General features: G+C 71.2%; 20 protein-coding genes. 10 read left to right on the plus strand and 10 right to left on the minus strand.

Going from position 1 to position 22,951, the window contains the following annotated elements:
* Positions 1-198: 198 nt before the first annotated feature.
* The 6 genes from ACIQMU_RS24835 to ACIQMU_RS24860 all read right to left on the minus strand — a co-directional run bounded on the left by ACIQMU_RS24835 (position 199) and on the right by ACIQMU_RS24860 (position 6,528).
* Positions 199-711: an HAD domain-containing protein gene (locus tag ACIQMU_RS24835; RefSeq protein WP_352241212.1), complete on the minus strand. Its 513-nt coding sequence runs from the start codon at positions 709-711 to the stop codon at positions 199-201.
* A gap of 237 nt (positions 712-948) precedes the next feature.
* Positions 949-2,262, minus strand: a complete 1,314-nt coding sequence (locus tag ACIQMU_RS24840; RefSeq protein WP_352241213.1) for a DUF58 domain-containing protein — start codon at positions 2,260-2,262, stop codon at positions 949-951.
* Positions 2,263-2,272: 10 nt separating this feature from the next.
* Positions 2,273-3,301 (minus strand): MoxR family ATPase, encoded by a 1,029-nt coding sequence (locus tag ACIQMU_RS24845; RefSeq protein WP_352241214.1) that lies wholly within the window; start codon positions 3,299-3,301, stop codon positions 2,273-2,275.
* Positions 3,298-4,626: a DUF4350 domain-containing protein gene (locus tag ACIQMU_RS24850; protein ID WP_402689706.1), complete on the minus strand. Its 1,329-nt coding sequence runs from the start codon at positions 4,624-4,626 to the stop codon at positions 3,298-3,300. Before ACIQMU_RS24850 ends, ACIQMU_RS24845 begins: the two co-directional genes overlap by 4 nt.
* The gene (locus ACIQMU_RS24855) at positions 4,623-5,312 is read right to left on the minus strand and encodes a DUF4129 domain-containing protein (protein WP_352241216.1); all 690 of its coding nucleotides are present in this window, start codon (positions 5,310-5,312) and stop codon (positions 4,623-4,625) included. Before ACIQMU_RS24855 ends, ACIQMU_RS24850 begins: the two co-directional genes overlap by 4 nt.
* A gap of 4 nt (positions 5,313-5,316) precedes the next feature.
* Positions 5,317-6,528, minus strand: coding sequence for a glycerophosphoryl diester phosphodiesterase membrane domain-containing protein (locus tag ACIQMU_RS24860; protein ID WP_402689707.1), 1,212 nt, complete (start codon positions 6,526-6,528; stop codon positions 5,317-5,319).
* A gap of 140 nt (positions 6,529-6,668) precedes the next feature.
* On the opposite strand from ACIQMU_RS24860, the gene mtnA reads away from it, so the two are divergent.
* The 7 genes from mtnA to ACIQMU_RS24895 all read left to right on the plus strand — a co-directional run bounded on the left by mtnA (position 6,669) and on the right by ACIQMU_RS24895 (position 15,172).
* Positions 6,669-7,811 carry an S-methyl-5-thioribose-1-phosphate isomerase gene (gene mtnA / locus ACIQMU_RS24865; protein WP_402689708.1) on the plus strand — a complete coding sequence of 381 codons (1,143 nt, stop codon included), beginning with the start codon at positions 6,669-6,671 and terminating at the stop codon, positions 7,809-7,811.
* Positions 7,812-7,815: 4 nt separating this feature from the next.
* Positions 7,816-8,505 carry a two-component system response regulator MtrA gene (gene mtrA, locus ACIQMU_RS24870; RefSeq protein WP_007448372.1) on the plus strand — a complete coding sequence of 230 codons (690 nt, stop codon included), beginning with the start codon at positions 7,816-7,818 and terminating at the stop codon, positions 8,503-8,505.
* A 1-nt stretch (position 8,506) separates the two neighbouring features.
* A complete protein-coding gene (gene mtrB, locus ACIQMU_RS24875; RefSeq protein ID WP_352241219.1) occupies positions 8,507-10,543 on the plus strand; it encodes an MtrAB system histidine kinase MtrB in 2,037 nt (678 codons plus the stop codon).
* A 28-nt stretch (positions 10,544-10,571) separates the two neighbouring features.
* Positions 10,572-12,398 (plus strand): LpqB family beta-propeller domain-containing protein, encoded by a 1,827-nt coding sequence (locus ACIQMU_RS24880; RefSeq protein ID WP_402689761.1) that lies wholly within the window; start codon positions 10,572-10,574, stop codon positions 12,396-12,398.
* Between the two features lie 81 nt (positions 12,399-12,479).
* Positions 12,480-13,223: a ComF family protein gene (locus ACIQMU_RS24885; protein ID WP_352241220.1), complete on the plus strand. Its 744-nt coding sequence runs from the start codon at positions 12,480-12,482 to the stop codon at positions 13,221-13,223.
* A 326-nt stretch (positions 13,224-13,549) separates the two neighbouring features.
* Positions 13,550-14,239: a ribosome hibernation-promoting factor, HPF/YfiA family gene (gene hpf / locus ACIQMU_RS24890; protein WP_352241221.1), complete on the plus strand. Its 690-nt coding sequence runs from the start codon at positions 13,550-13,552 to the stop codon at positions 14,237-14,239.
* A gap of 180 nt (positions 14,240-14,419) precedes the next feature.
* Positions 14,420-15,172 (plus strand): response regulator transcription factor, encoded by a 753-nt coding sequence (locus ACIQMU_RS24895; RefSeq protein WP_352241222.1) that lies wholly within the window; start codon positions 14,420-14,422, stop codon positions 15,170-15,172.
* Between the two features lie 167 nt (positions 15,173-15,339).
* Here the strand turns inward: ACIQMU_RS24895 and ACIQMU_RS24900 are convergent, their stop codons facing one another.
* Together ACIQMU_RS24900 and ACIQMU_RS24905 are read right to left on the minus strand one after the other, a co-directional pair.
* The gene (locus ACIQMU_RS24900; RefSeq protein WP_402689709.1) at positions 15,340-16,527 is read right to left on the minus strand and encodes a winged helix-turn-helix domain-containing protein; all 1,188 of its coding nucleotides are present in this window, start codon (positions 16,525-16,527) and stop codon (positions 15,340-15,342) included.
* A 55-nt stretch (positions 16,528-16,582) separates the two neighbouring features.
* Positions 16,583-17,194, minus strand: coding sequence for a GNAT family N-acetyltransferase (locus tag ACIQMU_RS24905; protein ID WP_402689710.1), 612 nt, complete (start codon positions 17,192-17,194; stop codon positions 16,583-16,585).
* A gap of 240 nt (positions 17,195-17,434) precedes the next feature.
* On the opposite strand from ACIQMU_RS24905, the gene secA reads away from it, so the two are divergent.
* Entirely contained in the window at positions 17,435-20,254 is a 2,820-nt protein-coding gene (gene secA / locus ACIQMU_RS24910) for a preprotein translocase subunit SecA (protein WP_352241226.1), read from the plus strand.
* A 68-nt stretch (positions 20,255-20,322) separates the two neighbouring features.
* Here secA and ACIQMU_RS24915 read toward each other — a convergent pair whose 3' ends face one another.
* Positions 20,323-20,763 (minus strand): Rv3235 family protein, encoded by a 441-nt coding sequence (locus tag ACIQMU_RS24915; protein WP_352241227.1) that lies wholly within the window; start codon positions 20,761-20,763, stop codon positions 20,323-20,325.
* A gap of 274 nt (positions 20,764-21,037) precedes the next feature.
* Here ACIQMU_RS24915 and ACIQMU_RS24920 point away from each other — a divergent pair, with 274 nt between their 5' ends.
* Positions 21,038-21,544: a DUF6912 family protein gene (locus ACIQMU_RS24920; RefSeq protein WP_352241228.1), complete on the plus strand. Its 507-nt coding sequence runs from the start codon at positions 21,038-21,040 to the stop codon at positions 21,542-21,544.
* Between the two features lie 39 nt (positions 21,545-21,583).
* Positions 21,584-22,261 carry an HAD family hydrolase gene (locus ACIQMU_RS24925; protein ID WP_352241229.1) on the plus strand — a complete coding sequence of 226 codons (678 nt, stop codon included), beginning with the start codon at positions 21,584-21,586 and terminating at the stop codon, positions 22,259-22,261.
* Between the two features lie 101 nt (positions 22,262-22,362).
* On the opposite strand, the gene ACIQMU_RS24930 is transcribed toward ACIQMU_RS24925, so the two are convergent.
* Positions 22,363-22,941: a DJ-1/PfpI family protein gene (locus tag ACIQMU_RS24930; protein WP_352241230.1), complete on the minus strand. Its 579-nt coding sequence runs from the start codon at positions 22,939-22,941 to the stop codon at positions 22,363-22,365.
* Positions 22,942-22,951 lie beyond the last annotated feature (10 nt).

Genomic DNA, 22,951 nt, shown 5'->3' on the forward strand with positions numbered 1-22,951 from the left:
ATGGTACTGCAGGGGGGACCCTGTGGGAGAGTAGGACGCCGCCGAACAATTTTTCCGGGAAAGCCCCGTGCCATTGGCACGGGGCTTTCCTGCGTTCCGGACTCGTCTGAGAGGCGATGAGGGCCAGGTCAAGCCGGCAGACGGAAGATCCTGCATGGCAGATCCTGCTCTGCTCGGTCCGTCGTCAACTCCTGTGGATCACTGCGGGGACTCCGACGTCGACCGTAGCCATTGGCCGAGTATGACGAGATCTTCGTCGGTGAGGCCGCAGGACGAGGAGATGCGGTGGACGAGGGCTGAGGCAGGGTGTTGGGTGGCCACCCAGTCTCGATCGGCGTCGGTGATTTCATCGTCGAGCCAGGCGAACGGGCGTCCGTCAGCCCATGCCACCAGGGTCCGGGTCTTCCAGTGGAGTCCGAACCACTGGTCCTCGCGCTCATGCGCGGCCGAGGTCTGCGGCCACGCGACGACCGGCAGGGGTGGCAGACCCAGCCGCGGCGCGATCTCCGTGTTCGCCGCCTCCTCCCAGGTCGTCGCCCAGACCAGTTCGCACGGCAGCGCCGCGAGACGAAGCCCGACGCGCAGGTCCAGCCGTGCCAGGTGAGTGTCCGTAGCGGTGCTGGCCGGTTCACGCGGAGGGCCGTCGCCGAACGGCAGGAGAGGCCCGTCGACATCCAGGAACAAGAGCGGACGTCGCCTGTGCTCATTCATGCCGCAGCCTCCTGCTCACGCTCGACCAGGACGCACGAGTGGCCCCGGCCGGGTCGGACCGCGAGGCGGACGTCACCGGCCCCCACATACACATAGTCGGATCCGGACAAGCCCCTGTCCTGGGAAGTCGCCCGGTCACCGTTCCCGTTACTCGGTCCTCCGGTTCGGTCGTGGCCTCGAGAGCCCATGACTGAACCGGAGAACCCACCGCTCCATCGCCGGACGGGGCCGGCCCTCTCAGAGACGACCCGCGGACTTCAGGGCGAGATACCCATCGGCAAGCGCGGGAGCGAGATCATCCGGAGCGGCGTCCACGACGACGACTCCGTGCCGCCGGAGCCGGTCGGCCGTGCGGCGTCGGTCGGCCTGGGCCTGACCGGCGGCGGCCGCGTCGTACACCGAGTCCACGGTCCCCCGGGCGTTGGCCATTTCCCTGATCCGAGGGTCGGAGACCGCAGCCAGCAGAACGGTGTGGCGCTGGGTGAGCTGAGGCAGCACGGGAAGGAGGCCCTCCTCGATGGGTGCGGCCTCCAGCGTCGTGAGGAGAACGATCAGCGAACCGCGGGGCGCATCGGTGAGTGCGGCCCGGCTCAGGCCGGCGGCGTCCGTCTCGATGAGCTCCGGTTCCAGTGTGGCCAGGGTGTTGATGACCGTGGCCAGGACATTGCCGGTGGCCGTCCGGCCCTGGACCCGGGCCCGGACTTGACGGTCGTAGGCGAGGAGGCTCACGCGGTCGCCCGCCCGTGTGGCGAGCGCGGTGAGAAGCAGCGTGGCGTCCATCGAGGCGTCCAGGCGGGGCACATCGCCCACCCGGCCCGCAGACGTACGCCCGGTATCGAGGACGATCAGGATGTGCCGGTCCCGCTCGGGCCGCCAGGTCCGGACCGCCACGGCGGACTGGCGTGCGGTGGCCCGCCAGTCGATGGAGCGAGTGTCGTCCCCGGGCACATAGGCACGCAGACTGTCGAACTCGGTCCCCTCACCCCGTGCCAGTACGCTGGTACGGCCGTCGAGTTCCCGTAGCCGCGCGAGTCGCGAAGGCAGATGCTTCCGACTGGTGAACGGCGGCAGGACCCGTACCGCCCACGGAGCCCTGTGCTGTCCTTGTCGCGCGGCGAGGCCCAGCGGGCCGTACGAGCGGATCGTGATGCGTTCCGCCTGTCGTTCGCCGCGACGGGTCGGGCGCAGAACGGTAACCAGGCGCCGCCGCTCCCCGGCGGGGACCGTCAGCGTGTGACGGGAAGCGCGGCGTTCGGTGCCCGAGGTCCAGCTGCTGGGGGGCCAGGCATCGCGCAGCTGGGCGCGCAGACGTCGGCGCGAGGTGTTCGTCACCGTCAGTTGCACTTCCGCCTCGTCACCGAGTCGAACAGTTGTGTCGCCGGATCGAGTGAATCGAAGGGTGCGCACTGGCGCGGCCAGGGCGTAGTCGCACAGAATAGCCAGAGAGAGCGGTGCGTTGACCGCGAGCATCCCGGCCCAGCCGGGAGCGAGGATGCCTACGGGGAGTGACCCCAGGGCGGCCAGCAGCGCGGTACGTCCAGTGAGGGCCATGGTCACCGCCTCATCGGGGTACGGGGACGTGGGCGAGCACTGAGGTGATGACGGAGTCGGGGGTGACTCCTTCCATTTCCGCCTCGGGCCGCAGGTGGATGCGATGACGGAGTGTGGGGAGCGCCAGGGCCTTCACATCGTCCGGGATGACGTAGTCCCGGCCGGTCAGCCAGGCCCAGGCGCGGGCGGTCGACAGCAGTGCGGTGGTGCCCCGGGGGGAGACGCCGAGGGCGAGCGAGGGGGAGTCGCGTGTGGCACGGCAGATATCCACGACATAGCCGGCGATCTCGGGGGAGACGGTCGTCTTCGCGACGGCTTTGCGTGCTGCCTCCAGATCGGCGGGCCCGGCGACGGGCCGTATCCCGGCGGCCTTCAGGTCCCGTGGATTGAAGCCTTCGGCATGGCGGGTGAGGACATTGATCTCGTCCTGCCGGGAGGGGAGCGGCACCGTCAGTTTGAGCAGGAAGCGATCCAGCTGTGCTTCGGGGAGAGGGTAGGTGCCTTCGTACTCGACGGGGTTCTGGGTCGCGGCGACGAGGAAGGTGTCGGGCAGCGGCCGCGGTGTTCCGTCGACGGTGACCTGCCGCTCCTCCATCGCTTCGAGGAGGGATGACTGGGTCTTGGGAGGGGTGCGATTGATCTCGTCGGCGATCAGCAGGTTGGTGAAGACCGGGCCGGGCTGGAAGGAGAACTCGGCGGTGCGCGCGTCGTAGACCAGTGAGCCCGTGACGTCGCTGGGCATCAGGTCGGGAGTGAACTGGACGCGCTTCGTGTCGAGTTCGAGTGAGGCGGCGAGGGCACGCACCAGCAGGGTCTTGGCGACTCCGGGCACGCCCTCGAGGAGCACGTGTCCCCGGCAGAGGAGCGCGACGACGAGTCCGGTGACGGCGGGGTCCTGGCCGACGACGGCCTTGGCGATCTCGGAACGCAGGGAGTCCAAGGACGCGCGGGCGCTGTCGGACGGCTCCGGTTCCGCGGGCGTCACGGGAGCCGCAGCGGGTGCCGTGGGCTCGGCCGGCTCGGGGGTCGGGGCGCTCATGAAGTGCGTACCTCTCTTTCGAGGGCGTCGAGTTGATCGGCGAGGAGGACCAGGGCGGCGTCGGTGGAGGGGGCCGTGCCGAAGAGCAGGGTGCTGAGGTCGTAGTCACGCGTGGTGATGCGCGCGGACACGGCGGCGTCGGTGGAGGGGGCCGTGCCGAAGAGCAGGGTGCTGAGGTCGTAGTCACGCGTGGTGATGCGCGCGGACACGGCGGTGAGGAGGATCTCGGGCGAGTGCGCGTCGCGGGCCGGCACCCCGGTGAGAGGCGCTAGACGGGTGCGGGCGGCGGCCCGGAGGGTGTCGGCGGCCCGGTCGCGGGCGTTGGCCTTGCGGTAGAGGAGGGAGCGGCCTTCGGCGGATTCGGATGCGCGGACGGCCACCGGCAGTCGTTCTGTCACCAGGGGTCCGAGGCGCCGGGCCCGCCAGACGGCGGCGAGGGACGCGGCGAGCGCCAGTTGCAGGGCCCCCCACAGCCACCCGGAGGGGATCAGGTCGAGGAAGCTGGCCTCGTCCGCCGCGTCGTCCCGGGTTCCGCCCTCGGACTGTTCTTCGTCCCCCTCACCGGGGGCGGGGTCGTCCGTTGTCGCGGAGGGATCTGAGAGTGAGGGGAGGTACCAGACGAGATGAGGGCGGGAGCCGAGGAGTTGCAGGGCGAGCGAAGCGTTGCCCTGCTGGTCGAGACGCTCGTTGTGGAGGAAGTCGGGGGAGCCGAGGACGACGGTGTCGCCGCCCGTCCCGGTCGGGAGGACGACCAGGCTGGGGAGACCCGCGCCCGGGTAGCAGGCGACGGCGGTGGGGTCCTGCGGCGTGTACCGGATTCCGCCCATGTCGGCCGTGCCGGCCCGGCGGGCGGTGGGGAGGTCGCACGACGGGGCGAGAGGCCGGACCGCGCGGTGCGGCTCGGCGCGGGCGCCGGCGGCGAGCCGGGCCGTCGCCCCGGGCCCCGGGGCGATCAGCAGGGTGCGTCCCGCGGAGGCGGAGGCCGCCTCGTCCAGTCGGAGCTGCTGCGAGCGCGTCAGGAGGTTGGGGCCGGCGACCAGAAGAGTGGTGTCAGGACCGGCCGCGGCGGTGGCCTCGTCGAGGGTGGTGGCGACGGTGACGGATATGCCGCGTTCCTTGAGGAGTTCGGCCACGGCGCGGCTGCCCCGGGGGTCCGCGGAGCGGGGGTCGAGCTGCCCGTGGTTCGTTCCGGAGCGTACGGCGGCGAAGGTGAGGCCGGCGACGACCAGGATGAGAACGACGGCCAGGATGCCTCGGGCCCGGGTCCAGACCTGGCCGGCGGTGGGCGCCGTGGAGGTGGGGGACGCGGTGGTCGACGCGGTCATCCGGTGGCTCCTCGGGAGGTTCCGGGCAGCGACGGCTTGGCCTCGTCGAGTTCGAGATCGAGGGCGCGCAGGGACAGGTACGCCGCTTGGTCCGCGGAGCGGCCCCCGTATGTCACATCGTCGAAGCTCCGGGCGGCGGCGCGCAGCCGGGCCGATTGTTCGGGCAGGGCGCGGCCGGCTTCCGCGGCGGCTTCGTCCGCGGTGCGACCGGGGCGGGGGTCGAGCAGGGCGCGTTCCTCCAGGGACCGGACGATGGCGCGCATGCGTTCCTGGACGGCTTCGGTCCAGCGCAGAGCCGCGGCGTGTGCTTCGGCGGCGGCGCGGTGCTGGGCCGCGCCGCGGGGGCCGTCGCTGTCGAAGAGAGCCTCCGCCTTCCGGGCGGAGCGTTGCGGGGTGCCGAGCCGCCACCAGAGGGCGGCGGCCAGGCCGAGGACGGCGACGACCAGGACGGCGAGTCCGGCCGGGCCGCCGGGGGCGGCGCCCGCGGCGGCGTCGAACACTCCGGCGACCCAGTCCCAGAACTGGTTCAGGGCGCGCTGGAGGATGTTCGGATCGTTCTCGTGGTACATCGGCTTGGAGAGTTCGCTCTCGGCCGCCTCCCGTGCGGGGCCCCGTGGAGTGTCCACGGGTATGTCGTCCGCCGCGGTGTCCCGCCGTGCTGTGGTGATGCCCCCCGCCCCCGACATCGCATCAGCCCCTGGGGGTGTCGGCGCCGTAGCCGGGGAGACCCGCGGCCCGTGCCAGGTCGAGGTCCAGGGCCTCGCGACGGATGCGCTGGTCCATGTAGAGAAGGGCCATCACGCCGGCGACGAAGGGGTAGACCAGGGTCGAGACGATCACTTCGCCGATGCCGGTGACGATCAGGAAGGGCCAGCCGTAGGAGGGGGCGCTGCTGCTGAAGAAGTCGCTGACGTCGGTTCCGTCGGCGATCACCGCGAGGACGCCGAACGGGATCGAGACGAGGAAGGTGAGCAGGAAGGCCAGCAGCCAGGTCAGGGCGAGGATTCCGAAGGTGCGCCACCAGGCGCCCCGGACCAGTTTCGCCGACCTGCGCAGTGCGGCCACGATGCTCTGTCGTTCCAGCATCAGTGCGGGGGCGGCCAGGGCGAAGCTGATATTCAGCCAGAGCGTCACGACGCAGGCGGCGGTGAAACCGAGGAAGGCGAGTGCCGCTCCGGCCTCGGAGCCCAGCAGCAGTCCGGGGCCGATGCCCACGGCCATGATCGCGGCCAGAATGACGGCCACCAGGACGGTCAGCCCGAGCAGGGGGAGGACCCGGGGGCGGGCCTCCGCCCAGGCGTCGGAGAGCGTGGTGGGACGGCCCAGCACCGAGCGGCTGATGATCACGGTGACGATCGACGCGGTGAAGAGCGTGGCGATCATCGAGACGAGGGAGGCCGGGGCCAGGGAGAACAGGGTCGAGCGCGCCGAATCGGCGGCCTGGCGGAGGGCCTCGGCACCGGTGGCGTTCGGGTCGACCGTGGTCGGTTTCGGCAGCAGATAGCGCTGCATCAGGATGATGGCGATCTGGGTGGCCACCGAGACCGCGAGGCTGAAGCCGAGTGCGGTACGCCAGTGGGCGCGCAGGGCGGCCACGGACCCGTCGAGGATCTCGCCGAGGCTCAGCGGACGCAGGGGGATAACGCCGGGCTTGGCGGCCGGAGGCGGCCCGGCCCAGCCCTGTCGCTGCGGGCCACCGCCCCAGCCGGGTGCGGGCGGCCGGGTTCCGGGACCGCTGCCGGGCGTGCTCGGTGGGGACCACTGCCCGGGGGGCGGCTGCTCGGGGGACCACTGTCCCGTCGGGCCGCTTCCGTCCTGGGGGGCGGAGGGGCGGGGGATCGCCGTCTCCTTGCCGTCGGAGGGGGCAGATCCGGGCGACGCCCAGCCCGGAGAGTCGTTCATTCTCGCTCCTTCACCGTCCTGACCGCTCATCGGGGCGGCAGGTTGGCAGCCATCGTGCCACGCGTCGGTGCGGGGTGGACCAGCCGCTCCACCTCCTCCGTGCCTTCATGCGGGGGCGGCTCAGCGGGCAGACTGGACGGATGGCTGATCAAGACGCGCAATCGCCGGAGGGTTTCGAGCCTCCCGCGCTTCCCGTACTCCGCTGGTACGAACCTCCGGAAGGTCCGGTGCTGGTGCTGCTGGACCAGACGCGGCTGCCCGCGGAGGAAGCCGAGCTGGTGTGCACCGATGTGCCCGCGCTGGTGTCAGCGATCCGGACGCTGGCGGTGCGAGGGGCTCCGCTGCTGGGGATCGCCGGAGGTTACGGGGTGGCGCTCGCGGCGGCCCGGGGCTACGACGTCGCGGAGGCGGCCGGTCTGCTGGAGCGGGCGCGGCCCACCGCCGTGAACCTCGGTTACGGGGTGCGGCGGGTGGCTGCGGCCTACTGGGAGGCTGCTGGGAGGGGGGAGGGGGACGAGGCCGCCGCCTCGGCCGCGCTGGCCGAGGCGCGGGCCCTGCACCGGGAGGACGCCCGGGCCAGCAGGCGTATGGCCGAGTTCGGTGAGGTCCTGCTGGAGGAACTGCTGCCCGGGCGGGGCTATCAGCTGCTGACCCACTGCAACACCGGGGCGTTGGTTTCCGGGGGCGAGGGTACGGCGTTCGCCGTGGCGTTGCGGGTGCACCGGCAGGGTCGGCTGCGGCGGCTGTGGGTGGACGAGACGCGGCCGCTCCTCCAGGGCGCCCGGCTGACCGCGTACGAGGCGGCGCGCAACGGTCTGGCGTACAGCCTGCTCACGGACAGCGCGGCGGGTTCCCTGTTCGCGGCCGGGGAGGTCGACGCCGTGCTCATCGGGGCGGACCGCATCGCCGCGGACGGCTCGGTGGCCAACAAGGTGGGAAGCTATCCGCTGGCCGTGCTCGCGAAGTACCACCACGTGCCCTTCATCGTGGTGGCGCCGACGACGACCGTGGATCTGGAGACCGCGGACGGCACATCGATCGTCGTCGAGCAGCGTTCCGGGAGAGAAGTGACGGAGCTCACATCGCCGCAGGGTGTATCGGCAGGTGGTGGAGGCGGGATGGTCGTCGCACCCCTCGGGACCCCGGCGTACAACCCGGCCTTCGACGTCACGCCGCCGGAACTGATCACGGCGATCGTCACCGAGGAGGGGGCGATTTCCCCGGTTACGGGAGTCGGACTGGCAGAGCTGTGTGCCAGGTCATCGCAGGTAACGATTAGCTAATGGGATGATGTCGATTATGAAGGGACGCGTCCTTGTCGTCGACGACGACACCGCACTGGCCGAGATGCTCGGGATTGTGCTGCGTGGAGAAGGTTTCGAGCCGTCGTTCGTAGCGGACGGCGACAAGGCACTGGCCGCATTTCGTGAGGCCAAGCCGGACCTGGTGCTGCTCGACCTCATGCTGCCCGGAAGGGACGGCATCGAGGTGTGCAGGCTGATCAGGGCCGAGTCCGGTGTGCCGATCGTCATGCTCACTGCCAAGAGCGACACCGTCGATGTCGTGGTCGGCCTGGAGTCAGGGGCCGACGACTACATCGTCAAGCCGTTCAAACCTAAGGAGTTGGTCGCCCGGATCAGGGCACGTCTGCGGCGGTCCGAAGAGCCCGCGCCGGAGCAGTTGACCATCGGTGACCTGGTCATCGACGTGGCCGGCCACTCCGTGAAGCGGGAGGGGCAGTCCATCGCCCTGACTCCGCTGGAGTTCGACCTGCTGGTCGCGCTCGCGCGCAAGCCGTGGCAGGTCTTCACCCGTGAGGTCCTGCTGGAGCAGGTGTGGGGCTACCGCCACGCGGCCGACACCCGCCTGGTGAATGTGCACGTGCAGCGTCTGCGTTCCAAGGTCGAGAAGGACCCGGAGCGGCCGGAGATCGTGGTGACGGTCCGAGGTGTCGGCTACAAGGCCGGGCCGAGCTGAAATGCCCCGAGGCAGCGCTGCTCCGGGTCCCGGCGCGCCGGGAGTCCGTACGGAGCGGGCTGCCGGCCCGGGACGGAAGGCGTCACCCATGAGCCGTTTCCTGCAGGGCGGCCGGCTGTTCGAGGACCGGACGCCCGGCGGGCCCGTACCGCGGTTGCTGATGCGATGGGTGCGCCGTCCGGTGTTGCCCGCAGTCCGGCTGTGGCGCCGCAACCTGCAGCTCCGCGTCGTCGCCGGCACCTTGTTGATGTCGCTCGGGGTCGTGCTGCTGCTCGGCTTCGTCGTCATCGGACAGGTGCGCAACGGCCTGCTCGACGCGAAGGGGAAGGCCGCCCAGACCCAGGCCGCCGGCGGTTTCGCCGCGGCCCAGGAGAAGGCGAACGCCCCGCTCGTCCCCGAAGGCCAGGGGGGCGAGGACACCGACGGCATGACCGGCGGCACCTCGTGGCGCACCGAGCTGGTCGACCAGCTCGCGAGCGGCGGGAAGAACGCCTTCAACGTGGTGGCTCTCAGCGTCGATTCGGTGACCGAGGGTGCGAGCAGCCGTGCCGCGCGCGGTTCGGGCAGCGTCGAGGCGTCCAGCGTGCCCGATCGGCTGCGCCGGGACGTGGGCAAGGGGCAGGGCGCCTTCCAGACGTACTCCCTGATCCGTTATTCGTACGGCAAGGAGTCGCAGCCGGGGCTCGTCGTCGGCAAGCGGCTCTACGACATCGATCAGCACCCCTACGAGCTCTACTACCTCTTCCCGCTCACGCAGGAGGAGAAGTCGCTGACGCTGGTCAAGACGACCCTGGCGACGGCCGGGCTGTTCGTCGTCGTACTGCTGGGAGCCATCTCCTGGTTCGTGGTGCGGCAGGTCGTCACCCCGGTGCGGATGGCGGCCGGCATCGCCGAGCGGCTCTCCGCCGGCAAGCTCCAGGAACGGATGAAGGTCACCGGCGAGGACGACATCGCCCGGCTCGGTGAGGCGTTCAACAAGATGGCTCAGAACCTCCAGCTGAAGATCCAGCAGTTGGAGGAGCTCTCCCGTATGCAGCGGCGCTTCGTCTCCGACGTCTCGCACGAGCTGCGGACGCCCCTCACCACGGTCAGAATGGCCGCCGACGTCATCCACGAGGCACGTGCCGACTTCGACCCCGTCACGGCCCGCTCCGCCGAGCTGCTGGGCGACCAGCTCGACCGGTTCGAGTCGCTGCTCGCCGACCTGCTGGAGATCAGCCGTTTCGACGCGGGCGCCGCGGCCCTGGAGGCCGAGCCCATAGACCTGCGGACCGTGGTGCACCGGGTGATCGGCGGCGCCGAGCCGCTCGCCGAGCGCAAGGGGACCCGGATCCTCGTCATCGGCGACGACCAGCCGGTGATAGCCGAGGCCGATGCCCGCCGCGTCGAACGCGTCCTGCGCAACCTCGTGGTCAACGCCGTCGAGCACGGTGAGGGCCGGGACGTCGTGGTCCGGATGGGCGTGGCGCAGGGCGCGGTCGCCGTGGCCGTCCGGGACTACGGGGTCGGACTCAAACCGGGCGAGGCGACCCGGGTCTTCAACCGCTTCTGGCGTGCCGATCCGGCGCGGGCCCGGACGACCGGCGGGACGGGCCTCGGCCTGTCGATCGCCGTGGAGGACGCCCGGCTGCACGGCGGCTGGCTCCAGGCATGGGGCGAGCCGGGCGGCGGCTCCCAGTTCAGGCTGACGCTGCCGCGTACGGCGGACGAGCCCCTGCGCGGGTCGCCGATACCGCTGGAGCCCGAGGACTCGCGGCGCAACCGGGGAAACCGGGAGCGCGAGGAGGCCGGGACGGGCGGGTCCGACGACCAACGGCTGACGTCCGTGCCGGCCCGGACCGTGCCCGGCGAGCGTTCACCGCTGCCCGTGCCCGGGCGGGCCCCCGTCCGCAACACCGCCCCCTCGTCGGCGCACCCCGCCGCGCTGCCCGGCAACGGTGCGCGGGTCGTGGCGCGTCCGGCTCAGGAACGCCCCGGTGGGAGCGCGGGCGAGGACGTACGGAATTCCGACCTGGAGGACACCACTCGTGGGTACTGACCGCCGTCCGGGCGGCCGTGGACGTGCGGTGCGGCTGACCGCGCTGCTGGGCTGTGGCGCCCTCGTGCTGGCCGGGTGCGGCTCGATGCCGGTGACCGGCGACGTCAAGGCGGTCGGCGCCTCGCAGCCCGGGGACTCCCAGGTGCAGGTGTACGCGGTGGCCCCTCGGGAAGGCGCGCCGCCCAGCGAGATCGTCGACGGCTTCCTGGAGTCGATGACCAGCGACGACCCCGCGTTCGAGACCACCAGGAAGTATCTGAGCGCCGCCGCCCGGGGCGCCTGGCAGCCGAGCGGCGGCATCACGGTGCTCGCCCAGGCTCCCAACCGCAGCGGCCCCCCGCTCCAGGACGAGGCCAACCGGGCCGCGCGGGACAAGGAGACGACCTACACGCTGACCGGCGAGAAGGTGGCCGCGGTCGACGCCCAGAGTTCCTACCGGCCCCTCGCGCCCACCGACTATTCCCAGCCCCTGCACCTGGTGCTGGAGGAGGGGGCGGACGGGAAGCAGGAGTGGCGCATCGACGTCGTGCCGGACGGCCTGGTCCTCGGGCAGTCCGACTTCAAGAGGCTCTACCGGTCGGTCAACAAGTACTACTTCGCCACCGGGCGGACCAACGGCCGGTCGACGCTCGTCGCGGACCCCGTCTACGTACGCAACCGTACGGATCCCGTCACGCGCATGGACACCGCGGCCCAGACGGTCAGGACGCTGCTCGCCGGGCCGACGAACTGGCTGCGGCCCGTGGTCGACTCCCGGTTCCCGGCGGGTACCGCACTGCGCAAGAGCGTCGTCGCGCTGGCGCCGGACGATCAGAACGTCCTGCGGGTGCGGCTCAACGGGAAGGCCGACAAGGCGGACCGGAGCTCCTGCCGGATGATGGCCGTCCAGGTGCTCTTCACTCTTCAGGACCTGACCTCGGCCCGGGTCGAGCGGGTGGAGCTGGAGGGCTCCAGGGGCCGGCTCTGCGGGCTGGACGCCGACGACGCGTCGGAGTTCACCGCCGACCACGGTTCGGACGGGGCCGACAGCCAGTACTTCATCAACGACAAGGGGCAGGTGGAGAGTATGGCCGGCGCCGCCGGCCCGCCCGAGCCCGTGACCGGCCCGCTCGGCGCGGGCGTCGTCCCGATGGGCGCCGTCGGAGTGGCCCGGGACGAACGGCGGGCCGCCGCGGTCTCCTCCGACGGGCAGCGCCTCTACGTCTCCTCACTGGAGACGGAGGGCGAACTCGGTGAGCCTCTCGTCACCAGTACGGCGAAGAAGGCCGCCGACCGGCTGTCGCCGCCGAGCTGGGACGGACGCGGCGACCTCTGGGTGGCCGACCGTGATCCGGCCGGCCACCGGCTCCTGCGGCTGGCCGGCGGGACGGGCGAGCCGGAGGAAGTCCGGGTTCCGGGCCTCGACGACGCCCGGATCGAGGAGCTGAGGATGTCCGCGGACGGGGTGCGGATCGCCCTGCTGCTGACGAAGGACGGCCATACGACGCTGAAGATCGGCCGTGTCGAGCGCCGGGGGTCCTCCGCTGCGCCGGACATCTCGGTCGCGGACCTGCGTCAGGCCGCCCCGCAGCTCACGGACGTGACGTCCATCTCCTGGTCGGGGCGCAGCCGTCTGGTGGTGGTCGGCAAGGAGAGGGGCGGCGTCCAGCAGGTGCGTTATGTGCAGGCGGACGGTTCCACCTCGGCCTCGGGCGCGTTGCCCGGGGTGAACCAGGTCGAGTCGGTCGCCGCGGCGGACGACGAGCGGCTTCCGCTGATGGCGGAGACCGTCGGCGACGGCATAGTGAAGCTCGCGCCGGGGGACAACTGGCAGACGGTCCTCGACGAGGGCACGTCGTTGGTCTACCCCGGCTGAGCGGGAGGCCGGTCGGAGCACAGGCGCCCGGGGTTTTCCACAGGGGTGGCCCGTTCTTCGCGGGCCGGGGACAGTGGCGGCATGCGGAACGCGTGGCAGGAGCTGTCCGGTCTGCTCCTGCCGGTGTCCTGCGCCGGCTGCGGCAGGCCGCGCACCGAGCTGTGCGGGACCTGCCGCACCGCGTTGCACGGTGCGCCGGCCCGCCGCGTCCGGCCCTCGCCCCGGCCGACGGGGCTTCCGACGGTGTATGCCGCCGCGCCGTACGAGAGCGCCGTACGCGCGGTTCTGCTGGCCCACAAGGAGCGAGGGGCGCTCGGGCTTGCGGAGGCGCTCGGGCGAGCCCTGGCGGGGGGCGTACGGGCCGGGACGGAGCGGTCGCGCGGTGCCGGCCCGTTGCTGCTGGTCCCCGTGCCCTCGGCGCGTTCCTCGACCGCGGCCCGCGGCCATGACCCGGTCCGCCGGATCGCCGTCCGGGCAGCGCGGGATCTGCGGCGCGGGGGTCTGCCCGCCCGGGTGCTGCCGCTGCTGCGGCAGCGGCGCGCGGTCGCCGACCAGTCGGGACTCGGGGCCCGGCAGCGGCGGGCGAATCTGGCGGGCGCGCTGGAGATCACGGCGGGGGGCGGGCGGCTCCTCGGGCACCGGCTTCTCCGGCACGGCAGGGTGATTCTTGTCGACGACCTGTTGACGACGGGATCGACGCTGGCGGAGGCGGCACGGGCCCTCGGGGAGGCTGATGGAGCCGGTCGGGAGCCCGCGGATCACGGAGAGTGCCGGGCGGCGGTCGTCGCCGCCTCTCCGACCGCCTTCGAAATAAACCGGAACTGACCGAGAACCCGCATCGTTGCAGGTAATGAGAGGGCAATACCCCCTGAACGGAGGTACGTGCCAGTAGCGGGTGCCGAGACCCTGGTGTGCAGGCTATGTTCGGTTGTGAGGAACGGTGAATGCCGCGCCTCGATGAATGCACCCTCAGGTTTCGGGCAGGTAACTCACCGGTAGGAGAAGCACGCGAGTCGGTGGGGTTGCGACCCTTCCGGCGGGGGAGGAGGAGGCGAAAGCCACCGAGTCCGAGGCCCTGGTGATCTCCGGGGCCTGGTGCAAAAGGGAGACGCTCCGCCGCTGAGCGGGGCGATCCGGGAACGGAGTTCTGCGTGGACATCGTCGTCAAGGGCCGCAAGACCGAGGTGCCCGAGCGGTTCCGCAAGCACGTGGCCGAGAAGCTGAAGCTGGACAAGATCCAGAAGTTCGACGGCAAGGTGATCAGCCTCGACGTCGAGGTGTCCAAGGAGCTGAATCCCCGTCAGGCCGACCGTTCCGACCGGGTGGAGATCACGCTCCGCTCCCGGGGGCCGGTCATCCGGGCGGAAGCGGCGGCGGGCGACCCTTACGCAGCGCTCGACCTGGCCACCGGGAAGCTGGAGGCCCGGCTGCGCAAGCAGCACGACAAGCGCTACAGCCGCCGTGGCAACGGCCGTCTGTCGGCTGCCGAGGTCGGGGACGTGGTCCCCGGCGTCGCTTCGTTCGACGAGGACGGTGAACTGGTGGGCGAGCAGCCGACGGCGCCCGTCCCCACCACGAAGATCGGCTCGCTCGAAGTGCAGGGCGAAGGGCCGCTCGTGATGCGCGAGAAGACCCACACCGCCGCTCCGATGTCGCTCGACCAGGCGCTCTACGAGATGGAACTGGTCGGTCACGACTTCTACTTGTTCGTCGACTCCGAGACGAAGGAGCCCAGTGTCGTCTACCGGCGACACGCGTACGACTACGGCGTCATCCACCTGAGGACCGACCCGCTCGCCGCTGACGAAGCAGGCGGAGCGGGCGGAGCGCTCGGCGGCTGAGGCCGCATCGCCGGTGCCCCCGGGGCGTTTTCACGCCACCGGGGGCACCCGTGCACGGGCACGGGAACACGGTGCCGGGGTCCGGGCATGGAATCATGGCGCCCGAGCCAATCGGTGTTCCGAGAAGTGCCGTTGGCGAACGACCGACACTTCAGGCCGTGGCCTTCAGGGGGAGGAACGATGGCGGACACCTTCGGGCCCGTGCGCGATGCGAATGACTCCGACGACGCCGGCGCGTACACCGGCACGGACGCGGACGGCGCTGCGCGCAAGGAGCCGATCAGGGTCCTCGTGGTCGATGACCACGCGCTCTTCCGCAGGGGTCTGGAGATCGTCCTCGCGCAGGAGGAGGACATCCAGGTCGTCGGCGAGGCCGGGGACGGCTCCGAGGCGGTCGACAAGGCCGCCGACCTGCTGCCCGACATCGTTCTGATGGATGTCCGGATGCCCAAGCGCGGCGGCATCGAGGCGTGTACCGCCATCAAGGAGGTGGCCCCCAGTGCGAAGATCATCATGCTCACGATCAGCGACGAGGAGGCCGACCTCTACGAGGCGATCAAGGCGGGTGCGACCGGATATCTCCTGAAGGAGATCTCCACCGACGAGGTGTCCACGGCTATTCGCGCGGTCGCCGACGGGCAGTCCCAGATCAGCCCTTCCATGGCCTCCAAACTGCTCACCGAGTTCAAATCGATGATCCAGCGCACGGACGAGCGACGGCTCGTTCCGGCGCCCCGGCTCACCGAACGCGAGCTGGAAGTGCTGAAACTCGTGGCGACCGGCATGAACAACCGGGACATCGCCAAGGAGTTGTTCATTTCCGAGAACACGGTGAAGAACCACGTCCGCAATATCCTGGAGAAACTGCAACTGCACTCCCGGATGGAAGCCGTGGTCTACGCCATGCGCGAGAAGATCCTGGAGATCAGGTAGCGGACGGCGCCCCTGCGCCGACCCGCCCCCCGGACTTGCCCCGTCCGGCTCCCGTCCCGACTCCCAGCCGCCGCGGCCCGTCCCGGCCGCCCGGCGGCTGCCCGGCTCTGCACTCCCGCCCCTGCCGCCCGGCTCTCGCCCGCCGGTCGCCGTCGGCGGTCATGCGGTCAGCGGCGGGCGCGCTGGAAGGCGTGGCCGATCTCCGTCCTGAGCGGCTCACGCAGCTCCGGGGCCTCGACCCGGTCCACCCGGACGTCCGTGCAGCCCACCCAGGAAGCCGCCTCCACCAGGGCCTCGGCCATCGGGACCACCGCCTTCGGCCCGGCCAGTGACGCCTGCCGCGCGACCAGCGTGGTGCCCTCGCGCGCCGGGTCCACCCGGCCCTGGAGCTTCCCGCCCGCAAGCAACGGCATCGCGAAGTAGCCGTGGACGCGCTTCTGCTTGGGAACGTATGCCTCCAGCCGGTGCGTGAAGTCGAAGATCCGCTCCGTGCGCGCCCGCTCCCAGATCAGGGAGTCGAACGGCGACAGCAGCGTCGTACGGTGGCGTCCGCGCGGCTCCCCGGCCAGGGCCGCCGGGTCCGCCCAGGCCGGCTTCGCCCATCCCTCCACCGCGACGGGGACCAGCCCCGAGTCCGCCACCACGGCGTCGAACTCCTCGCCCTTCAGCCGGTGATAGTCCGCGATGTCGCCGCGGGTGCCGACCCCCAGGGACGCGCCCGCCAGCGCCACCAGTCGCCGTCGGCACTCGGCGTCGCCCAGGTCGTCGTGCAGCAGGGCGTCCGGAATGGCCCGCTCGGCCAGGTCGTAGACCCGCTTCCAGCCGCGCCGCTCGGTGCAGACCACCTCGCCGTACATCAGGGCCCGCTCGACGGCGACCTTGGACGCCGACCAGTCCCACCACTCGCCGCCGTTCTTCGCGCCGCCCAGCTCGGTCGCCGTCAGCGGACCCTCGTCGCGCAGCTGCTTGATCACGGTGTCGTACACACCGTCGGGGAGATCGTGGCCCCAGTGCGGGCGGGAGCGGTAGGCGCGGCGGCGGAACGCGAAGTGCGGCCACTCCTCGACGGGGAGGATGCACGCGGCGTGCGACCAGTACTCGAAGGACCGGCCGCCCGTCCAGTAGGCGTCCTCCACCGTCCGGCGGCCCACCGGGCCGAGCCGGGCGTAGGGGATCAGCTCGTGCGAGCGGGCGAGCACGGAGATCGTGTCCAGCTGGACCGCGCCCAGGTGGCGCAGCACTCCCGGGACCCCCGCACGGCGGTCCGGAGCCCCCAGGAGGCCCTGGGCGCGCAGCGCTATACGGCGGGCCTGGTCGGCGGAGAGTTCGACTGCGGGAGAGGGCACAGGCGTCATACGTCGAACCCTAGACGGCGCCACCGACAGCGAGGCCCCGCATTCCGCCCGGAGGTCACCGCCCCGGATCAGGGGACCCGCCGTGCCCCGGGGCACGCCGTCCGGGGACGTACGGATGGGCGCCCGCGAGCCCCAGGTCGGACGGGAGCAGGGCCGCCGTCCAGGCGTCGCGCCGCACCCCCTTGTTGAGCAGCCCGGACCGCTGCTCGCCCTCCAGCCGGAACCCCGCCCGCAGGGCGACGGCCCGCGAGGCCACGTTGCCGGTCTCGGCCCGCCACTCCAGCCGGTCCGCCCCGAGGACGGAGAAGGCCCAGCGGGCGGAACCGAGCACCGCCTCGGTGACGTAGCCGCGGCCGCGGTGCTCCTTGGCGGACCAGTAGCCCACCTCGTACGTCCCCGGCAGGCTGCGGCGGTCGATGCCGAGCGCGCCGACGAGCGCCCCGGTCTCCCGCAGGGTCAGGGCGAAGCCGTAGGCGGAGTCGTCCTGCCAGCCCGCCGGGGAGAGCTTCGTGGTGAACAGTTCCGCGTCGGTGAGACGGTAGGGGGAGGGGACCACCGTCCAGCGCTGGATGTCCGGGTCCTGGCAGGCGGCGTGCACCCGGTGCGTGTCCTGCGGGCCGAAGGGCCGCAGCAGCAGGCGTTCCGTGGTGAGAGTGATCGGCTCCATGGGCCGATTCTCGTGAGCCCGCCCTCGTGACGCGAGCACTTTTCGGGCTTCCCGGCACCTTCCGTGCGTTTGAACCGTTGTCCTGTGAGGGTGCGGCGAGGTCCACGCGACGGCAGCCCTCCCGACGCGGTGGTGTCCTCGCTTACGATGGCCGTTGCGGTGGGGCCCACCTGCCGTGCCCGCGCCAGAGTCCATTACACGACCCAGTGCCAGGCCCGACCGGCAAGGAGACCAGCCTCAGTGTCCGTCTTCAACAAGCTCATGCGTGCAGGCGAAGGCAAGATCCTGCGCAAACTGCACCGCATCGCGGACCAGGTCAGCTCCATCGAAGAGGACTTCGTCAACCTCTCCGACGCCGAGCTGCGGGCGCTCACCGACGAGTACAAGGAACGGTACGCGGACGGCGAGAGCCTGGACGACCTGCTTCCCGAAGCCTTCGCCACGGTCCGTGAGGCCGCGAAGCGCGTTCTCGGACAGCGCCACTACGACGTACAGATGATGGGCGGAGCCGCCCTGCACCTCGGTTATGTGGCCGAGATGAAGACCGGTGAGGGCAAGACCCTCGTCGGCACCCTGCCCACGTATCTGAACGCGCTCTCCGGCAAGGGCGTGCACCTGATCACGGTCAACGACTACCTCGCCGAGCGCGACTCCGAGATGATGGGCCGGGTCCACAAGTTCCTCGGACTGACCGTCGGCTGCATCGTCGCCAACATGACTCCGGCCCAGCGCCGCGAGCAGTACGCCTGCGACATCACCTACGGCACGAACAACGAGTTCGGCTTCGACTACCTCCGCGACAACATGGCGTGGTCCAAGGACGAGCTCGTCCAGCGCGGCCACAACTTCGCCGTGGTCGACGAGGTCGACTCGATCCTCGTCGACGAGGCCCGTACGCCGCTGATCATCTCCGGCCCGGCCGACCAGGCCACCAAGTGGTACGGCGACTTCGCCAAGCTGGTCACGCGCCTCACCAAGGGCGAGCCGGGCAACCAGCTCAAGGGCATCGAGGAGACCGGCGACTACGAGGTCGACGAGAAGAAGCGGACCGTGGCCATCCACGAGCCCGGTGTCGCCAAGGTCGAGGACTGGCTCGGCATCGACAACCTCTACGAGTCGGTGAACACCCCGCTCGTCGGTTATCTGAACAACGCCATCAAGGCCAAGGAACTGTTCAAGAAGGACAAGGACTACGTCGTCATCGACGGCGAAGTCATGATCGTCGACGAGCACACCGGCCGTATCCTCGCCGGCCGCCGCTACAACGAGGGCATGCACCAGGCGATCGAGGCGAAGGAAGGGGTGGACATCAAGGACGAGAACCAGACCCTCGCCACGATCACCCTGCAGAACTTCTTCCGCCTCTACGACAAGCTCTCCGGCATGACCGGTACGGCGATGACCGAGGCCGCCGAGTTCCACCAGATCTACAAGCTCGGCGTGGTGCCGATCCCGACGAACCGGCCGATGGTCCGGGCCGACCAGTCGGACCTGATCTACCGCACCGAGGTCGCCAAGTTCGCCGCGGTCGTCGACGACATCGCCGAGAAGCACGAGAAGGGCCAGCCGATCCTGGTCGGCACCACCTCGGTCGAGAAGTCCGAGTACCTCTCGCAGCAGCTCTCCAAGCGCGGTGTCCAGCACGAGGTCCTCAACGCCAAGCAGCACGACCGGGAGGCGACGATCGTCGCCCAGGCGGGCCGCAAGGGCGCCGTCACCGTCGCGACGAACATGGCCGGCCGAGGCACCGACATCAAGCTCGGCGGCAACCCCGACGACCTCGCCGAGGCGGAGCTGCGCCAGCGCGGCCTCGACCCCGTGGAGAACGTCGAGGAGTGGGCGGCGGCGCTGCCCGCCGCGCTGGAGGCGGCCGAGCAGGCCGTGAAGGCGGAGTTCGAGGAGGTCAAGGAACTCGGCGGGCTCTACGTGCTCGGCACCGAGCGCCACGAGTCGCGCCGTATCGACAACCAGCTGCGCGGTCGCTCCGGCCGTCAGGGCGACCCGGGCGAGTCCCGTTTCTACCTGTCGCTGGGCGACGACCTGATGCGCCTGTTCAAGGCGCAGATGGTCGAGCGCGTCATGGCGATGGCGAACGTCCCCGACGACGTCCCGATCGAGAACAAGATGGTCACCCGTGCCATCGCCTCCGCCCAGTCGCAGGTCGAGCAGCAGAACTTCGAGACGCGTAAGAACGTCCTGAAGTACGACGAGGTGCTCAACCGGCAGCGCGAGGTCATCTACGGCGAGCGCCGCCGCGTCCTGGAGGGCGAGGACCTCCAGGACCAGATCCGGCACTTCATGGATGACACGATCGACGACTACATCCGGCAGGAGACCGCCGAGGGCTTCGCCGAGGAGTGGGACCTGGACCGGCTGTGGGGCGCCTTCAAGCAGCTCTACCCGGTGAAGGTCACCGTCGAGGAGCTGGAGGAGGCGGCCGGGGACCTGGCGGGCGTCACCGCCGAGTTCATCGCGGAGTCGGTCAAGAACGACATCCACGAGCAGTACGAGGAGCGCGAGAACACGCTCGGCTCCGACATCATGCGTGAGCTGGAGCGCCGCGTCGTCCTCTCGGTGCTCGACCGCAAGTGGCGCGAGCACCTCTACGAGATGGACTACCTCCAGGAGGGCATCGGCCTGCGGGCCATGGCGCAGAAGGACCCGCTGGTCGAGTACCAGCGCGAGGGCTTCGACATGTTCAACGCCATGATGGAGGGCATCAAGGAGGAGTCCGTCGGCTACCTGTTCAACCTGGAGGTCCAGGTCGAGCAGCAGGTCGAGGAGGTTCCGGTGAAGGACGGCGCCGAGCGCACCTCGCTGGAGAAGGAGAGCGCCGCCGCGGCCCCGCAGATCCGTGCCAAGGGCCTGGAGGCCCCGCAGCGGCCGGACCGGCTCCACTTCTCCGCTCCCACGGTGGACGGCGAGGGCGGTGTCGTCGAGGGCGACTTCGCCACCGACGAGGCCGCCGGCGCCACGCGGTCGGTCGACGGCATGACGCGTGCGGAGCGCCGCAAGGCCCAGAAGGGCGGCGGTGGCGGCGGTCGCCGCCGCAAGAAGTAGCACCAGCGGCAGTGCCCCGACAGGGGCCGGACACCAAGGGGTGTCCGGCCCCTGCCGCGTGCGCCGGGTCACCGGGGACCCGGGGCGCCGGCCGTGAGGCGTTCGCCGCCCAGTTCCACCGCGGCGCAGCGCCAGCGCTGGTCGGGGCCCTGTTCCAGGCGGAAGGCCATCGCCCGGACCCGGTCGCCCGCCGCGATGCTGGCGAACGCCTCGACCACGCCCGTGGCGGGCTGGGCGCCGCGGCAGTGGCGAAGGACCGGGCGGCTGCCCCGGGAGGCCCCCAGCGGGGCGGTGGGGGCCAGCTCCGCGAGCTGGTCGTAGGCCGCGCCGATGGTGTGGCCCAGCATCCAGTGCACGGGGCGCTGGCCGCTGAGGACCGCGAGGAGCCGCTCAGCGAACCACTGGTGGGGCCGCTGCGGCCGGTGGGGCCTGCGGGACCGCTGCGGCGGCACGGTCCGGGGACCGCCCTGGTCGCGTCGGCCGGCGGGCCTCGTCCTGTCCGTGCTCATGATCATCGCCCCCGTTGACCGGGCCCGGTCCATACCGGGCGGTAACTTGTGTTGGGGATCTTCTACGGGGGCGGTCGTCAGCGACGCAAGGGGCCCTTGGGCGCCGACCGCGCGCGGGCGAATTCACCTATCCGTGGTGCCGCCCTTGCCCCGCAAGGGCGGCAGCGGGGGTGACGAGGCGTCGGCCGTGGACGCACGCCCCCGGTTGCCGAAACCCGAAAGGGGACGTTCCCACGTATCCTGAGGACGTTTCCCTCTACGAAAGCGACCTGCCATGCGCGTGTACGTCCCCCTGACCCTCTCCGGTCTCGCAGCGGCGCACGGTGCGGGCGAGGTCGGCCCCGGACCGCTGACCGCCTACGCGGTGACCCCCGGGCTGCGCGAGTGGTACGTCTCCGACGACATCGAGGAGCTGGAGTACGCGGCGCTCAACCGGGCCGCCGCCGCCTCGCTCCGGATGATCGCCGGGAACCCGGACGAGGCCCGCCGCAGGGTCGTCGTCGCCGTCGACGTACCGGACGGGGCCGCCGTCGCCGACCCCGATCACGGGCTGAGCGCGGCGTCGCTCGGCGAGGTGCGGATCGCCGCCGCGCTGCCGCTGGCCAAGGCCGCGGCGGTCCACGTGGACGCCGACGACGCGGAGAAGGACGTGGCCGCCGCGGCGGCGGCCCTGGGGGCGGCGGACCTCGGTGACGACGACGCGCAGTTCACCGTGGACGGTGTCGAGGACCACGAGCTGCTCTGGTTCGGCGTCCAGGAGATTCCGCAGCTCATCGGCTGAGTGACGGCGTTGTCGTACCCGGCGGGTATTTTTTTCCGTATGACATCCGGGGCGACACGCACACATCTGGTCTGGGACTGGAACGGCACACTGCTCGACGACACCCATGCCGTCATCCGGGCGACGAACGCCGCCTTCGCGGAGGTCGAGCTGGCGCCGATCACGCTGGAGCAGTACCGGGAGATGTACTGCATCCCCATACCCCGCTTCTACGAGCGGTTCCTGGGCCGGCTGCCCACCGAGGCCGAGTGGGAGCGGATGGACGGTGCCTTCCACCGGTATTACACGGAGCAGCGGGTGGCCTGCGGGCTCACCTCCGGTGCGGAGGAGCTGCTGCGTCAGTGGCAGCGGGCCGGGCACAGCCAGTCGCTGCTGAGCATGTACGGGCACGACGAGCTGGTGCCCGTGGTGCGGGGGTACGGCATCGAGCCGTGGTTCGTCCGCGTCGACGGGCGTACGGGGCCGTCCGGCGGGAGCAAGGCGCTCCACATGGAGCGGCACTTCGCGGCGCTGGCCGGTGTGGACGGGATCTCCCCGGAGCGCGCGGTCGTCATCGGGGACGCGGTGGACGACGCGATAGCGGCGGCGCACGTCGGGGCCCGGGCCGTGCTGTACACCGGGGGATCGCACAGCCGCGGCAGCCTGGAAGGGGCGGGCGTGCCGGTGGTCGACACCCTGGCGGAGGCGGTGGCGTTGGCAGAGACGTTCTCCGCGTAGCGGGTGCGGGCGGATTCGATCGTGTGCCCCGGCGGGCCGGTAAGGCGTCTCCTGCGCCGGGCGGGCTCGAACATGTTCCCCGGCGGGCCGCGAAGGGGTCCTCAGGCGTCGGACGCGCCTGAGTGGCCGCTCGACCTGAGCACCTTCAGGAACGCCCGCATCCAGGCCGCGTGGTCGGGCCAGGCCCGGGAGGAGACGAGGGCGCCGTCCACGACCGCCTCCGTGTCCTGGAAGGTCGCGCCCGCGCTCTGCATGTCCGGTTCCAGGGCCGGATAGGCCGTGACATGGCGGCCGCTGAGGCTGCCCGCGGCGGCGGTGATCAGGGGGCCGTGGCAGATCTGGGCGACCGGGCGGTCCGCGGAGAAGAAGGCGCCGACGATCTTCCGCAGCTCGGCGTTGTTGCGGAGGTATTCGGGGGCGCGGCCGCCGGGGATCACCAGAGCGATGTAGGCCCCGGGGTCGACCTCGGAGAAGGACAGGTCGGCGGGCCAGGTGTAACCGGGCTTCTCGGTGTACGTGTCGAAGCCGGGCTCGAAGTCGTGGACCACGAAGCGCAGCGTCTTGCGCTCGGGGGCCGCGATGTCGACCTCGTACCCCTCCTCCCGCAGCCGCTGGTACGGGTAGAGCACTTCGAGCGACTCGGCGGCGTCGCCGGTGACGATGAGGATCTTCTGCGGCATGGCGGGCTCC

The organism is Streptomyces sp. NPDC091649, assembly GCF_044756785.1.
In the GTDB taxonomy this organism is placed as follows: Bacteria; Actinomycetota; Actinomycetes; order Streptomycetales; family Streptomycetaceae; genus Streptomyces.